The 15939-nt window shown below is 48.3% G+C and carries 10 protein-coding genes; 5 read left to right on the forward strand and 5 right to left on the reverse strand.

Annotated features, from left to right (window positions below):
* The first annotated feature begins 248 nt into the window (after positions 1-248).
* The 5 genes from TBC1_RS06450 (at position 249) to TBC1_RS06470 (ending at position 10283) form a co-directional block, all read left to right on the forward strand.
* Entirely contained in the window at positions 249-1211 is a 963-nt protein-coding gene (locus TBC1_RS06450) for a T9SS type A sorting domain-containing protein (protein WP_062039941.1), read from the forward strand.
* 798 nt (positions 1212-2009) lie between these two features.
* Positions 2010-3920 (forward strand): sigma-54-dependent Fis family transcriptional regulator, encoded by a 1911-nt coding sequence (locus tag TBC1_RS06455; protein WP_062039943.1) that lies wholly within the window; start codon positions 2010-2012, stop codon positions 3918-3920.
* Between the two features lie 282 nt (positions 3921-4202).
* Positions 4203-4733 carry an NADH-quinone oxidoreductase subunit NuoE gene (nuoE, locus tag TBC1_RS06460; protein ID WP_062039945.1) on the forward strand — a complete coding sequence of 177 codons (531 nt, stop codon included), beginning with the start codon at positions 4203-4205 and terminating at the stop codon, positions 4731-4733.
* Between the two features lie 33 nt (positions 4734-4766).
* Entirely contained in the window at positions 4767-6545 is a 1779-nt protein-coding gene (locus TBC1_RS06465) for an NADH-quinone oxidoreductase subunit NuoF (protein WP_062039947.1), read from the forward strand.
* A 33-nt stretch (positions 6546-6578) separates the two neighbouring features.
* Positions 6579-10283 (forward strand): FAD-dependent oxidoreductase, encoded by a 3705-nt coding sequence (locus tag TBC1_RS06470; RefSeq protein ID WP_062039949.1) that lies wholly within the window; start codon positions 6579-6581, stop codon positions 10281-10283.
* 45 nt (positions 10284-10328) lie between these two features.
* Here the strand turns inward: TBC1_RS06470 and TBC1_RS06475 are convergent, their stop codons facing one another.
* The 5 genes from TBC1_RS06475 to TBC1_RS06495 form a co-directional block, all read right to left on the reverse strand.
* The gene (locus tag TBC1_RS06475) at positions 10329-10937 is read right to left on the reverse strand and encodes a hypothetical protein (protein ID WP_062039952.1); all 609 of its coding nucleotides are present in this window, start codon (positions 10935-10937) and stop codon (positions 10329-10331) included.
* A gap of 100 nt (positions 10938-11037) precedes the next feature.
* A complete protein-coding gene (locus TBC1_RS06480) occupies positions 11038-12060 on the reverse strand; it encodes a threonine aldolase family protein (protein WP_062039954.1) in 1023 nt (340 codons plus the stop codon).
* A gap of 197 nt (positions 12061-12257) precedes the next feature.
* Positions 12258-14165, reverse strand: a complete 1908-nt coding sequence (locus tag TBC1_RS06485) for a pyruvate carboxylase subunit B (RefSeq protein ID WP_062039955.1) — start codon at positions 14163-14165, stop codon at positions 12258-12260.
* A gap of 20 nt (positions 14166-14185) precedes the next feature.
* Positions 14186-14365: a hypothetical protein gene (locus TBC1_RS06490; protein ID WP_062039957.1), complete on the reverse strand. Its 180-nt coding sequence runs from the start codon at positions 14363-14365 to the stop codon at positions 14186-14188.
* Positions 14366-14373: 8 nt separating this feature from the next.
* Complete coding sequence (locus TBC1_RS06495) at positions 14374-15930, reverse strand: acyl-CoA carboxylase subunit beta (RefSeq protein ID WP_062039959.1); 1557 nt, start codon at positions 15928-15930, stop codon at positions 14374-14376.
* Positions 15931-15939: the final 9 nt, after the last annotated feature.

The raw sequence follows: 15939 nt of genomic DNA on the forward strand, positions 1-15939 counted from the left end.
ATATCAGGTCAAATCTACTTGAGCACCCGACAGGAAGGCTCAGCCAGATAGATTATCAGTACTTCAGCCTTTCACCTGCGCAACAGGCTAAAGTATAATTATTGTCCAATCACCTGTTTCTGCATAAAAAACTTATCTGGTTATTTTTACTGTATATTTCTGTAACTTTGAGTAAACTTTCAGACTTTATAAAACATATGATACTCTGAAACGCGGCAGAATATACGCCTACATGTATAAACATAACCATGAAAAAAATCCTTTTTACCATTTCAATCTTAATATTGAGTGTCGAAACCGGCTTTACACAAACAAATGTTTACCATCCGTTTCCAGATTCTGCTATCTGGAGAGTGGACTATTATTATAACTATGCTTTTCAGCATCCATGCTATGTCAGGTATTATTTCCAGTACTTTGTTCAAGGCGACACCCTGATAAATTCATGCATTTATAAAAAAATATACAGATCTTCCGTTCAGGTTGACACCGTGTCATGCAATTCTCCAATGAATCCTCCGGCGGCCCCGGCTTCAGGTTATGCAGGGGCATTGAAAGATGATTCCCTTGCTAATAAAACATTTTTTGTTTTCCCTGATACAACGGTTGATTCTTTGCTGTATGATTACAATCTCGGGGTTGGCGATACGTTGAATGGCATTATATCCCATTACTTTGTCTATAATTTTGACCTGGTTGTTATATCAACCGACTCGGTTTTAATAAACGGACAATACAGAAAAAAATGGAATTTTGACATGATCGGGCATAATATCTACCCCTATATCATTGAGGGCATCGGATCCAATTTTGGATTGATAGAGCCTGTTTATTCCTATGCTATTGATTTTACAGACAGATATCTGGTCTGTGCCAGGAATAGCTCCGTTATATACTTTTTATCAGATTATCCGTCGTCTGTTGGCTGTGAACTGGTACTTAACAGCGGGCCTGAGATCAGGTTAACCGGAAAACCTGCTGTTTTCCCGAATCCGTTTTCATACAAAACGACCCTCAGATCAGATTATAACTTCTCTGACGCAACGCTGACGATCATCAACTCATCCGGGCAACAGGTGAAAATAATAAAGAATTTCAATGACAGGGAAATTGATCTTTATCGCGATAATTTACCTTCCGGGATTTATCTGCTGATACTGGAAAGTGAACACAATATCATTGCAACAGAGAAACTGGCAATTGTTGATTAATACAATTATTCCCATAAAAACAAAAGATAGATTTAAAACAATAATATTAAAAAAAGCGCATACTTTACCTATAAATATTCGAATGTAAAAAGCATTTCTGCCCCCTGCCCATCAGCGATTAGAACCATCCTTCCGTGCTGTTCTGCGGGATCCACGCTCGGGATAATTATAAATAACGGGCAGGTATCGCTGACAGAAGGAGAATCCGGCCTTATTAACCACTATGCGTATGGCTGCCTTTACGGGCAAAAGAGGGGGTTATTCTTTAAATGATGTGCTGGCTTTTCCCATCGGGATTGCTATCAGGTCATTAAATACCAAATATTTATCAGAAAAAAAATAACCATTACGGGATAGGTTTACCCCTTAAAATGTAGCTCACTGAATCCTTGTAAAATAAACAATTACACAGAGCTCACCGAGGTATCGCGGAGTAACACAGAGAAGAATACAACCCTCTTTGAATCTCTGTGCCTTCTCTGTGTATCTCTGTGCATCTCTGTGAAACTATTTTACAAATACACTGCAAATCACTAAGTACATCTTTAACTCCGGTACATCAAATAACGAAACACCCCAAAAGAGATCTAAGTTTGTGAATGATTCAACGCGGCTCACACATCACCTGCCAGGAAATGATTGAAGACCGGAGCAATACACCTGCAAGGTTTCATTGTTTATTTTACTTACCCCGACTAATTTACCTTGCTCATCGGGCGGTTGACAGGTGTCGGACTTCCGGTAATGCAGGCTTAGCCCCTGCAGCTTTATTCCTATCTTTGCAGAAAAAATCAGGATATGGCCCGGAAAAACCGGAAACAGGAAGAAATTATTCACGATTCGCATGAGCGGAGCAAGAAGTACGGGGTCACACGCGATCAGCAATACCCTTCACTGCTGCTCTCCGAGCAGGAAAAAGCGGTGTTGCTTGACGGAAACCGTGACCTGATCCGCGTTGCCGGACCTTTCCTCGACATGCTCTATAATTTTCTGGAAGGATCGGGATTTATCATTTTACTTACCGATAAAAACGGCTGCATTCTCAGCATTACCGGTGATCCTGAGCCCGTTGGGGCAGCTTCCGGATTGAACATGGTGGTAGGCGCGTTTATGAATGAAAAGAGTATAGGCACCAATGCCATGGGTACCGCGCTGAGTGAAAATTCCCCTGTTCAGGTATCTGCCTCCGAGCACTTTATAACCGCGTATCACCGCTGGACCTGTTCCGCAGCCCCTGTACATGATGATGCCGGGAACATCATCGGCACCGTTAACCTGACCGGAGGCCGCGAACTTGTTCATCCGCACACCCTCGGCCTGGTGGTTGCAGCCGTAACTGCCATCGAAAATCAGCTGAAAAACCTGAAAAATGAGTACCGCCTGAAGGAATCAGCCAGGTACATCAGCCAGGTGATGGATTCACTATCACTGGCTGTGATGTCGGTAAGTGAAGACGGGCTGATCACATCCGCCAACAAGATGGCTCACAAATTACTGAAATATCCGCATGGCATGCTTTCGGGAAAAGCGATTGATGGTTGCATTCCCGATTATAAAAAGCTGCTTCAGGCCATTCATGAGCCGGGTATTATGCTTGATGAGGACACCCAGATCATCACCTCCTCTGGTCCTGAGTCATTCAGCCTGAACGCCTACCCAATTACCCGGCCTGACGGCAAAATTGAAGGCATGGTCATCAGTTTCAGGGAAATGAAAAGGGTTTATAAGACCGTGAATAAATACACAGGCATGCATGCCCGCTATACTTTTGAAGACCTGATCGGCGAAAGTGATGAGCTCAGGCGGGTGACGGAATATGCAAAAACGGTAGCCGACAGCCCGTCAACCGTACTGATTACAGGGGAAAGCGGCACCGGCAAAGAGGTAATTGCCCAATCCATGCATAACCACAGCGCCAGGGCATCGAATGGTTTTGTAGCCCTTAACTGCGGCGCCATCCCCGCCACCCTGATCGAAAGTGAGTTGTTTGGTTACGATGAAGGGGCGTTCACCGGAGCCTTCAAGGGCGGAAGGCCGGGAAAATTCGAGCTGGCTAACGGAGGCACACTGTTTCTGGACGAAATCGGCGAAATGCCGCCCGATATGCAGGTTAAACTGCTCAGAACATTGCAGGAGGGTGTAATCACCCGTGTTGGAGGCAGCAGACAAATTCCGGTTGATGTCCGGATTATCGCAGCAACAAATAAAAATCTCAAAGAAGAAATTGAAAAAGGAACATTCCGGAGCGACCTCTTTTACCGGCTGAGTGTCATCCCGATCCATCTGCCCGCCCTGCGGGAGCGCAGAGAGGATATACCACTGCTGATCAGCTATTTCCTGAACCTGAAGTCTGTAAAACTGAAAAAGAGCACACCGGAAATCAGCAAGGATTTGTTTATCAGGCTTACCGGTTACCACTGGCCCGGCAATATCAGGGAACTGGAGAATTTTATCGAGAAATATGTGAATCTGGGTGGAGACCTTTCCTTCGATCCTGAATCATTTTCTGCAGAAAAAAAGAGCGCATCAAAGGAATCATCCGGCAATGACAAGCCCGGAAGGACAATCCTCAACCTCGCTGAAGCTGAAAAACAAACCATTTTGTCAGCGCTCAGGGCAACAGAAAGTAACATCAGCCAGACTGCCAGATTACTGGGTATAAGCCGGAACGCACTTTACGAAAAAATGAAGCGCCACGGCATCGGTTGAAGTCCGGATTCAATGTGCACCGATACCCGGATTTGCCAGGTACTTCTGCTTAGAATTTGTCAAACAGTGTCTGCTGCAATTATCCTGAGCAGACCCCATCTGTCAATTACCAGCATCTTTTTCTCAGGGATTTACTGAATCTCGGATTCAGATTCCGGGCCAGAAAGACATATTTCGTTGTTTATCTGAACTTTACACAGTATTTAGAAGAAATATAAATTATAGGAAATTTCAACCTATAATATCCGGAATTTCTACTTTTAACGCAAAAACAATTTATCCATGCGCGTTGCACGAATTCAAAAAGCAGAAAAGCCTCTCAATGGTGAAGTTCCTGACCTCAACCTGCTGAACCCGCTTATAGAGAAATACAAAGAGCGCAAAGGGAATATGATCCCCCTGCTTCAGGGAGCCCAGAACATTTATGGTTATATCCCCCGCCAGGCTTTTGAAAAAATTTCAGCGGATACAGGTTTAAGTCTCAGCGAAATGTATGGCGTGGCAACATTCTACGCACAGTTCAGGCTGAAACCCGTTGGAAAACACATTATAAAAGTTTGTCACGGAACAGCCTGTCATGTTCAGAATGCCAATTCCATTACCGATGCCATTCAGGATTCTTTAAAAATAAAGGATACAGAAACCACTGAAGACGGGATGTTTACGCTCGAATCCGTAGCCTGTCTCGGATGTTGCTCCCTGGCCCCGGTGATGATGATAGGTGAAGACACCTACGGAAAACTCACCGGGAAAGACGCGGTGAAGATTATCAAGGAAATCAGGTTAAAGGAAAACCGGCAGGAAGAAAAATAAACCACTGATTCATATTGCTTTACATCAGGATATATGAGTAAAACACAGGTAATTGTAGGATTGGGCAGTTGCGGCATTGCAGCCGGGGCCGGCAAGACCTACAACAAAATCAAGGCATTGAAAGAAGCCGAAAATCTGGACTTTGAATTGAAGAAAACCAGTTGCGTAGGCATGTGCTACCGGGAACCACTGGTTGAAATCGTGGACAGCACAGGAACTTACCTTTACGGCGAAATTGATGAGGACAGGGTATTTGAGATTATCGACAAACATATCGTCCAGGGAAGTCCGGTAAAAGAATATGTTGTACAGTCGGATCTTTTTAAAACGCCTGAAAATGAATTTCTTGACGAACAGGTAAAAATCGTGCTGCGTAACTGCGGACATATGGACCCTGAGAGTATTGAGGAATATCAGGCGCGTCAGGGATATGCCGCCATCCGCAAAATTGCCGGAGAGCAGATTTCCGGGGCGGATGTTATCCAGAAGGTACTTGATTCCGGAATCAGGGGCCGGGGCGGCGGTGGATTTCCCACCGGTATGAAATGGCGGTTCGCCGCCGGCAATCCTTCTGATGAAAAATTCATCATCTGCAATGCCGACGAAGGCGATCCGGGGGCTTTTATGGACCGTTCAGTATTGGAGGGGGATCCGCATTCCGTGCTCGAAGGCATGATTATCGGCGCCTATGCCATCGGCGCCACCGAAGGAGTCATCTACTGCAGGGCTGAGTATCCCCTGGCCATCAAACGGCTTAACATTGCCCTTGACCAGGCCAGGGCAAATGGATTCCTGGGTCAAAACATCCTTGGAATCAAAGGATTTAACTTCGACATACATATCAAGGAGGGTGCCGGTGCTTTTGTCTGCGGTGAAGAAACGGCCCTGATTGCATCGGTGGAAGGTGAGCGCGGGATGCCCCGGAAACGCCCTCCATTCCCGGCTGCTTCAGGATTGTGGCGCAAGCCTACCAACATCAACAATGTTGAGACTTACGCCAATATACCCTGGATTATTCTCAACGGCCCGGAAGCCTATGCAAAATATGGCACCGAAAAAAGCAAGGGCACCAAGGTGTTTGCCCTCGCAGGAAAAATCAGGCGGTCAGGCCTCGTTGAAGTCCCTATGGGCATCACCATCAGGGATGTAATCTTTAAATTGGGCGGAGGAATCAAGGATAACAAAAAATTCAAGGCCGTTCAAATGGGAGGCCCTTCCGGCGGGTGTATTCCCGAATACCTGGCCGACACCATCGTGGATTACGATTCGGTAAATGCCACAGGCGCCATCATGGGATCAGGCGGTATGGTCGTGATGGATGAAACCACCTGCATGATTGATGTGGCCAAATTCTTTCTTGACTTTACTCAAAAGGAAAGTTGCGGAAAATGCACCTTCTGCCGTATAGGGACGAAACGGATGCTTGAAATCCTGAACCGCATCACCGATGGGGAAGGCAGGGATGGCGACATCGAACTGCTCGAAGAACTTGCCTACCAGATCAAGGATACGTCGCTTTGCGGACTGGGACAGACAGCGCCGAATCCCGTGCTCACCACGATCCGCTATTTCCGCGATGAATATGAAGCACATATTTATCACAAAAAATGCCCGGCCAAAGTCTGCAAGAAATTGCTGACTTATGAGGTAGATCCGGAAAAATGCACCGGGTGCACGGTTTGCGCCAAAAACTGCCCTACCCATGCCATCGATGGCGACAGAAAGCAGATTCATTTCATCCGTCAGGATGCCTGTATCCGCTGTGGCGAGTGCTATTCGAGATGTAAATTCGACGCCATCAAGATCTTCTGAACCGGCTATTTTTAATAAAAGCAAGAGAATCCAATGAAGAATAAAGTCAACATTATTATAAACGATCAGTTAGCAAAGGGTTACGAAGGTGAAACCATACTTACCGCAGCCCGCAGGCTGGGCATTGAAATTCCGACCCTTTGCGACGATCCCCGTCTTGAACCTTTTACATCCTGCTATGTCTGTGTGGTAGAGGTTGAAGGTATGCGCGGCATGCAGCCGTCCTGCTCCACACGCATCGCCGAAGGAATGAAGATAAAAACCCACAGCGAGAAAGTGCTGAAAGCAAGGAAAACGGCACTTGAACTCATGCTCAGCAACCATTATGCCGATTGTGTGGGACCTTGCAAGCAGACCTGTCCGGCAGGCGTAGATGTTCAGGGGTATATTTCACTGATAGAGAAGGGATTATATAATGATGCCGTGGCAGTTATCAAGGAAACAAATCCGCTGCCGGCCATCTGCGGACGTGTATGCGTGCGTCCCTGCGAAGTAGCCTGCCGCCGTAACCTGCTCGACGAGGGTGCACCCGTTGGCATCGACTACCTGAAACGGTTTGCTTCCGATATCGACCTCGATTCACCCGATAAATTCAAACCGCACATTCATCCCGAAACCGGAAAACGTGTTGCCGTTATCGGCGCAGGACCGGGCGGACTTTCAGCAGCATTTTTCCTTAGAAAAGAAGGGCATGCAGTGGATATTTATGAAGCCAGCCCGGCCGCCGGCGGATGGCTGAGGTATGGTATCCCCGAATACCGGCTGCCCAACGACCTGTTGCAGCGCGAAGTGGATAACATTACCGAAATGGGGGTAAATATCCACTATAATAAACGGCTTGGCGACAACATCAGTTACAAGGATCTGAGGTTAAAATATAACGCAACCATACTTGCCATCGGCTCTCAGAAAGGTACCGGGATTGGCTGCGAAGGTGACGATGCTGACGGCGTGTTTGCAGGTACTGATTTTCTGAAGGCTCTGGAGTTAAATAAATCCGACAAACCTGATTTCACCGGAAAAACGGTAGTTGTTGTCGGGGGTGGCAATACCGCCATGGACTGCTGCCGTACTTCGCGCAGGCTCGGCGCTTCAAAGGTTTACGTAATATACCGCCGTACCGAAAAGGAGATGCCGGCCAATCCGATCGAGATCCATGAATCAAAACTGGAAGGCGTAGAATATATGTTTCTGACGCTTCCGCTGAAAGTTAAAAAAGATGAAAAGGGCCGAATTAAAGGGATGATCTGCATCCGCATGGAGCTGGGCGAACCTGATGCTTCAGGAAGGCGCAGACCTGTGCCGGTTCCCGACAGCGAATTTGAGATTGACGTGGATATCGCCCTGGCAGCAATTGGCCAGAAAACAGATATACATTTCCTGAATGATATCAATTCAAATGAAACCACAGGCCAGCTTGCCGCAAACAAGTGGGGAGATCTGGATGCCGATAAAAATACCCTGCAGACGGGCATCCCTTCAATGTTTGCCGCAGGCGACGGGGTTACCGGCCCGGCTACCCTGATACAGGCCATTGCCCAGGCCCGGATCGCAGCGCTGAGTTGTCATCAGTACCTTACCGGTCAGCCGGTGAAGCCGCGCAAAAAAGAGTTTATCAGCAAACGGGAAAATTTCAGAGAGCAAACTCAGGCTGATTTTGCCGGAAAGTTCGCTCGTCAGCTCAGGCATGAAATGCCGGTGCTGGATCCTGATCAGCGCAATAACTTTAAGGAAGTTGAACTGGGTTATGAAAACGAAGCGGTTGCCAGGCAGGAAGCTGCCCGTTGCCTCGAGTGCGGATGCACCGCCTATTTTGACTGCGATCTGAAAAAATACTCCACCGAATACGAAGCGGAGCAAAAGCACTTCGAAGGTGATCATCGCGAGTATGAAGTAGATTTCAGACATCCCTACATCGAAATTGACAACAACAAGTGCATACTCTGCGCCCGATGCGTGAGAATCTGCCACGAGGTGGTCGGTGCCAACGCCCTGGGGCTGGTAAACCGGGGATTTGATACCTATGTAGCTCCAAGTATGGGCAACTCGCTGAGCGACACCCAGTGTGAATCGTGCGGGCTCTGCCTTTCCACCTGCCCTACCGGCGCCCTTTCCGAAAACAAGCTGTTCAAGCCGGGACCGGTAAAGACTGAAAGTTTCAACACCATCTGTAACTACTGTTCCGTGGGATGCACCCTGGAGATTCATCACCGTAACGGTTTTGTGATGGAGGTTAAGGGGGCAGAAGGCTTAGTAAACCAGGACGGAAACATCTGCCGGTACGGAAAATTCGGTTATCAGTACCTGAATGACCGCAGCCGCCTTACCGTTCCGATGCTGAAAAAGAACGGAAAGCATGAGCCCATTGAATGGGACGAGGCATTTGATATTCTGGAAAAAAAGATCAGAACTTCCATACCATCAGAGTCTGCTTTTCTGGCCGGGGCGCGCCTTACCAATGAAGAACAGTACCTGGTTCAAAAGCTGGCACGTGCGGGTGCGAAAACCAATAATATCGGCAGTTTCCATTATCTTGGACGTGGCTCCGGGTATACAAAGCTTACCAAGGCCAACCTGCCTTTCCCCGAGCTTACCGAATCGAGCCGTGTCTACCTGCTGGGGGCAGAAGTGAGCAGGGACAATGCCGTTGCCGGTTTTATGATCTGGAATAACCGGAAGATAAATGGCATTCCGGTGGAGGTAATCACTGCGCCTGACAAAAGTACTTCGGACCATAAAGCAGATAAAATTATCAGGATAAAATCCTATTACCATTTCGTGAAAGCGGCGAACCATTATCTGCTTACACATAAACTGGAGAATCAACTCTTTATAAGAGACCTGATCGATAATTTCGACGAATACAAGTCACATACACTGCGTGAATCTTTTTCAGATCTGGTAAAGGCATCGGGTGTTGACCGTGAAGAAACCATCATCCGGTTTGCGGTAGATTACAACAATGAAAAAGCGGCGGTCATTGTTTTTTCCGAAAAGGAATTGTCGGGACTCACCTGTTCCGAAATCTTCAACCTTGCCTGCATCACCGGCAAACACGGGAAAACCGGCAGCGGGCTGATGTTGCTGAAAGAAAAAAACAACAGCCATGGCCTGCACGACATGGGCGTAATGTCAAACCTGGGCCCGGGGGCCTGCGACTGGGAAGACCCCATCCTCAGACAATCGTTCGAGCACAGCTGGAACTGCGGAGAACTGCCGTCAGGAAACGGTTGCACCCTGCACGACATGCAAAGCGGCACATACAGGAACCTTTTTATTTTCGGTGAAGACCCTGTGGGATGCGCCGTAAACCAGGACGAAGTCAGGAATTGGTTTTCCAAAGCCGGATTCGTAATGGTGCAGGATTATTTCATGACCGAGACGGCAAAAATGGCTGACCTTGTATTACCTGCTTCACTACCCTGGGAGACCGGAGGCACCTTTACCAACAGTCAGAAAGTGATTCAGAAAATCGACAAGGCATTGGAACCTGCGATTCAATACGAAGGATGGAAACAAACCGATAAGCTGCTTTCGCGGCTGGGCCTCGGTACATTCGAAACGGTCGACGACATCATTTTCGAAGTTGCCTCTTTGCTGCCAAAGTATTGTACCAGCAGTAAACTCCGGTTCAGGATAACGGAAGAGGACAACTACAACCCTCTTTTCAGACATGGTTGTGATGCAGTGAACAGAAGATTCGACCTGGAATTTGAGAAGGCATTTTCAGAATCATGATGCCTGATTGTATTGACGGAATATTTCAGTCAGCTCGCGGCAACCTTAAGGTATTATGAATTTTCCGGATAATCCGGCGCCGTTCTCATAACGGAGCACGAAAAGGTATATTCCTTTGATAACCGGCTTACGGGTAAGCATGATACGTCTTTGATCAAATATATAGTTATCAATGCTTTTGCCGGAAATATCCAGGATTGACACTTCGCCTTTGCGCGCCGGCGGGTTTTTAACGGATAATTCTGCACCCTGATCTGAATAAAGGATGGTATAACCCCGATCACCTGAAGGTATGAATTCAACCTCCAGAGCGGTAGTAAAACCCGTATTACCAAGTTCAAGGCGATAGTAGTTCAGGGTGTTCGGAACAGGCAGGCTGTCGGTAAAAGTGAAGGTGACAGAAGTTTCAGGGTTACCGCAGATACCGGGAATCTCTCCGATCTCATCATAAAACAGCCCATCCGCAGATCTTTCGATACGGGTTCCTTCGCACAGGCTACCACTCCGGAAAGTCCAGCGAAGGAAGACCTTATTGCCCTGCTGGTAACCCGAGAAATCCTGAAGTAACGGATGTACCTGTGCCCTGCCCGCGGAAGGAAGGACCTGCAAAGTAATTATCACCAGAAAAATCAGGTATTTAAACGGAACTGTCATTTTTCAGCATGTTTTCCATACTGAAATAACAATAAGACATTCCCATTGTTTAAAGCATCCCGGCAATCTACCGGAATTAAAAGGTTAGACGGTGAACCGGTTAAAATTTCAGTTGCCTGATGATATCTATGGTTTGGTCAAGCATATTTTCAGTAAAATCAAGGTGCGTGACCAGCCTTACCGATTGCCTGTCGAAATCGATGGCCAGAACGCCCTCTTCTGCCAGTTTGCCTGTAACCATTGAAGCGGTGAGCGGCTCTTTAACTTTGAAAATCACAATATTAGTATCCACAGGCAGCACCTCACTCACCCATTGAAGTTGCTGAAGGGCTTCTCCCAGCTGGCGGGCCCGCCGGTGATCCTCTTTCAGCCGCTCAACGTGATGATCAATTGCATATATTCCGGCAGCGGCAAGATATCCCGCCTGTCGCATGCCACCCCCGAACACCTTTCTTACCCTCCTGGCCCTGCGGATAAATTCATGATCACCCAGCAAAACCGAACCTACAGGAGCACCCAGACCCTTGGAAAGGCAAATGGAGATGCTGTCAAACAAAGCGCCGCATTCCCGCGTTGATTGCCCGGTAACAGCCAGGGCATTAAAAACCCGGGCACCATCAAGGTGATATTTGAGTCCGTTGTTACGGCAAACCTCCCCTATCGCGGCAAGTTCCTGATTGCTGTAAACAGCGCCTCCTCCCTTATTCATGGTATTTTCAACCTCTGTCATTGCGGTACGCGGACGGTGCAGGTCGTCGGGATTGATGTGATCGGCCACATCCTTTGCTGTGATCCTCCCACGGTCACCCTCCAGCAGACATACCGAAAGCCCCGAGTTCGACATCAACCCGCCAGCTTCATAGTAATACACGTGCGAAAGCTTGTGCAGAATCACCTCTTCGCCCGGCCGGGCATGCACCCTGGCTGCAATCTGGTTGGTCATGGTGCCCGAGGGGCAAAAAAGCCCGGCTTCCTTCCCGAAAAGAGCGGCCGTTTTTGCTTCAAGGGCAGCTACCGTAGGATCTTCCCCGAAAACATCATCCCCGACCGGGGCTGAAAACATGGCTTCAAGCATACCCGGTGTGGGACGGGTAACGGTATCGCTCCGCAAATCAATTTTCATCGGCGTAAAAATTTTCCGGCAAAGGTAAGACTTGTGATGATTTTATGCTTCCGGAAATAACCCGGATTACCGCTAAGATTTAAACCAATGAGAGATAAAAAGTAAAAGGCCTGACAGGCAATTTGCCCGCCAGGTCCTTCTCCCGTAAATAATACTCAAACCAGGATGATAAATTTCAAACTGCCTCTAATTATCTGTCAGGCTAAGGGTTCCACCACAAAGAGCACATCGTTCTTGGCTACGGCATCACCGGGATTGAATTTTATTCCTGAAACAATTCCATCGGCTGTAGCCTTGATGTTATTCATCATTTTCATGGCCTCAATCACCGCAACGGTTTCTCCTGATTTAACCTGTTCGCCGTTTTTCTTTTTAAACTCCACCAGCATGCCGGGAATAGGGGCTACCAGTGCGCCGGTGCTGACCGTGGTCTGCTTTTCCTTTTCCCTTTTGGGTTTGCGCACCTGACGCGTAGTGGTTTTAAACTCAGGTATGGCAACGGTAAACCGCTCACCGTCAACGTACACCTCGAGTTCATTCAGGCTTCCGGCATCCTTTTTCTGTGAATGTTCCCCGCGCAGGGCGGCAGAAACCAGTTCCTGCTCCCGCTTCACGTCTTCCATCGTTTTTGGCTTTACATCGTCCGGAGGGGTTTCCAGACCATATTTCCATTTCAGGAACCGCTTTCCGGTTACGGGGTAAAGGGCCACGATCAGTTCATCATCAACATCCCTGGCAAGGCCTTCCGCTTCTTTGGCTACGCCCGGCATTTCAGGCTTAAGCACGCTGCCGGGCCTGCAATCGATGTGCTGCTCTCCGCGGGGATAATCTTTGAGCGCCCGGGCACGCAACTCATTGCTGATCGGACGGGTAGTGGCGCCGTAAAGCCCGTAGCACAGATCCTTCACCTGTTCGGTAATCCTTGCATATTCACCTTCATAGGAATCAAAGAGCACATTATTAACCGTCTGCACGCCCACAATCTGACTGGTTGGAGTAACCAGGGGAATCTGCCCCAGGTCTTTGCGTACTTTAGGCAGCAGCCTGAAAACATCCTCCAGTTTATCCAGCGCATTCATCTGCTTAAGTTGGTTCACCAGATTTGACAGCATACCGCCGGGCGTCTGGTGCATAATCACATCAGTGTCAATAACAGAATATTTAGGGTTGTTGTCAAGATGCCTGTATTTGGGAATAAACTCCTCCATTTTCGCGCTGATTTCCGACAGCTTTCTGATATCCAGTCCGGTATCACGACTGGTGCCCAGCAGCGAAATTACCAGCGGCTCAATGGCTGCATGAGATGTCCGGTAGGCGTAAGGCGACATACAGGTATCCACAATATCCACCCCGGCCTCTATGGCTTTGAAAATCGCCAGGTCGCCCATGCCGGAGGTAAAGTGCGTATGAAGGTTAATGGGAAGATCCGTAATCTTCTTGAGTTCCGTTACAAGGTTGTAGATATCGTAAGGCGCTACCAGTCCCGCCATATCCTTGATGCAGATGGAATCTACGCCGAATTCCATCAGTTCCCTGGCCTTATTGATGTAGTAATCTATATTGTAGATTTCACCACCGAGTCTCGGCTCCGTTAAAGTGTAGCAGATTGTTCCCTGAAAGTGCCTGTTGTTGCGCTTCACCACCTTTGCGGCGGTTTCGAAGTTTCTGTAATCATTCAGGGCGTCAAAGCAGCGGAAGATATCCATACCGTTGTCGCAGGCACGCTGTACAAACGTTTCCACCACATCATCGGCATAATTCCGGTAGCCCACCACATTCTGACCGCGGAGCAACATAAAGAAAGGTGTTTTGGGCATGTATTTTTTCAGCACCCGGAGTCGTTCCCAGGGATCTTCATTGAGGTAGCGGTGCATGGTATCGAATGTGGCTCCTCCCCAGGTTTCAATGGCATGAAAGCCGACTTCATCCATCATTTCGGCAACGGGAATCATATCTTCGGTGCGGCCGCGGGTCGCAAACAATGACTGGTGCCCGTCCCTGAGGCTGACATCCTGTATCTTCACAGGATTTGAAGCGGCCGGGCGGTTCGCGTCATAATTCATGGGGGTCATCTCTAAAACCCCGTGTTTATCAAAAGTTCTCATGATTTTCTCATTTTAAGTTCTTATTTCATTCTCGAAATTCTGCCTTTCAGCTGCAGGAGTTCCCTGCCGTTCATGGCCATTTTAAGGCCCATGCGCGCCCATTCGTTCACGCTTACCTGCACACTCTCCTTTTCCTGCTGTTTCAGGTAAAAGCCAACTGCCACTGCAGCCGCTTTCATTTTCAGTTCTTTCTTTGTCATTTTCAGGATTATTGAGGAATATTACCATGTTTTTTCGGCGGAAGGGCCTCTGTCTTCGTTGCCATAATTTCCAGACCGTCAATCAGCCGCTGGCGGGTTTCCGAAGGCAGGATTACTTCATCGATATACCCGCGTTGGGCCGCGATGTAAGGAACATTGAAACGCTCTTCGTATTCCGCAATCTTTTCGCGGGTCTTTACTTCCTTATCTTCGGCTTCCCTGATCTCTTTGCGGTATCCCGACAAGACTTCCACCGCGCCTTTGGCACCCATCACGGCAATTTCGGCCGTAGGCCATGCAAAAACCATATCCGCGCCAAGCTGGCGGGCACTCATCGCCAGATAAGCGCCGCCATAATCCTTACGGATTACCACTGTAAACTTGGGAACGGTTGCTTCGGAATAACTCCACAGCAACTTGGCCCCATGCCTGATGATGCCTCCCCACTCCTGATGCACCCCGGGAAGGTAACCCGGAACATCCACAAACGTGACGATGGGAATATTGAAAGCATCGCAGGTCCGGATAAAACGGCTGATTTTATCAGAAGCATCAATATCGAGACACCCTGCCGACACCATGGGTTGATTGGCAATAATGCCCACCGAACGGTTGTTGAGGCGTGCGAAACCAACGATACAATTTTCGGCGAAGTGCTCATGCACTTCATAAAATTCCCCCGCATCCACCACCTCATGAATAATGGCCTTCATATCGTAAGGCACCCTGGGATCATCGGGAATTAGGACATCCAGTTCAGGGCAAAGCCGGGCAGGATCATCCTGCATTTCGATGCGGGGCGCCTGGCTCATATTGTTATCCGGCAAATAATCAAGTAGTCCGCGGATGCGTTCTATGGTATCTTCATCGTTTTCGCAGGCAAAATGAGCGTTTCCGCTTTTCGAATTGTGCACCATGGCACCGCCCAGTTCCTCGAAAGTAGTCTCTTCACCGGTAACGGTTTTAATCACATAAGGACTGGTAATAAACATATGGCTGGTCTTTTTGACCATGAAAACGAAGTCGGTCATGGCCGGAGAATACACAGCGCCACCGGCACAAGGGCCCATAATGGCTGAAATCTGCGGGATAACGCCGGATGCCCGTGAGTTTCTGAAAAAAATCTCTCCGTATCCCTTCAGGGCATCCACCCCTTCTTCAACCCGGGCGCCGCCCGAATCGTTCAGCCCGACCACCGGTACCCCCGATTTGAGTGCAAGATCCATCACCTTGCAGATCTTGGCAGCATGCATCTCGCCCAACGAACCCCCACTGGAGGTAAAGTCCTGTGAAAATGCAAATACGGGCCGGCCATTGATCAATCCGTGACCGGTAATCACCCCGTCGGAAACGATTTCTACCTTTTCCATCCCGAAATTTACAGAACGGTGCGAGACGAATGTATCGAGTTCCCTGAATGTCCCTTCGTCGAACAGCAGCTCTATGCGTTCCCGCGCGGTAAGTTTTCCTTTTTCATGCTGCTTTCCGACCCTTTCCCGGCCTCCCATTGCAGCGGCTTTCTCCCTTTTGGCCTTTAACAGGGCCAGCTTTTCTGAAACCTTCATGTATATGTT

Origin of the sequence: Lentimicrobium saccharophilum (genome assembly GCF_001192835.1) — a bacterium.
In the GTDB taxonomy this organism is placed as follows: Bacteria; Bacteroidota; Bacteroidia; order Bacteroidales; family Lentimicrobiaceae; genus Lentimicrobium; species Lentimicrobium saccharophilum.

Excerpts from the sequence above, each read along its gene's own strand:
- TBC1_RS06450 (WP_062039941.1), top strand. The coding sequence starts at position 249 with ATGAAAAAAATCCTTTTTACCATTTCAATCTTAATATTGAGTGTCGAA.
- TBC1_RS06455 (WP_062039943.1), top strand. The coding sequence starts at position 2,010 with ATGGCCCGGAAAAACCGGAAACAGGAAGAAATTATTCACGATTCGCAT.
- nuoE (WP_062039945.1), top strand. The coding sequence starts at position 4,203 with ATGCGCGTTGCACGAATTCAAAAAGCAGAAAAGCCTCTCAATGGTGAA.
- TBC1_RS06465 (WP_062039947.1), top strand. The coding sequence starts at position 4,767 with ATGAGTAAAACACAGGTAATTGTAGGATTGGGCAGTTGCGGCATTGCA.
- TBC1_RS06470 (WP_062039949.1), top strand. The coding sequence starts at position 6,579 with ATGAAGAATAAAGTCAACATTATTATAAACGATCAGTTAGCAAAGGGT.
- TBC1_RS06475 (WP_062039952.1), bottom strand. The coding sequence starts at position 10,937 with ATGACAGTTCCGTTTAAATACCTGATTTTTCTGGTGATAATTACTTTG.
- TBC1_RS06480 (WP_062039954.1), bottom strand. The coding sequence starts at position 12,060 with ATGAAAATTGATTTGCGGAGCGATACCGTTACCCGTCCCACACCGGGT.
- TBC1_RS06485 (WP_062039955.1), bottom strand. The coding sequence starts at position 14,165 with ATGAGAACTTTTGATAAACACGGGGTTTTAGAGATGACCCCCATGAAT.
- TBC1_RS06490 (WP_062039957.1), bottom strand. The coding sequence starts at position 14,365 with ATGACAAAGAAAGAACTGAAAATGAAAGCGGCTGCAGTGGCAGTTGGC.
- TBC1_RS06495 (WP_062039959.1), bottom strand. The coding sequence starts at position 15,930 with ATGAAGGTTTCAGAAAAGCTGGCCCTGTTAAAGGCCAAAAGGGAGAAA.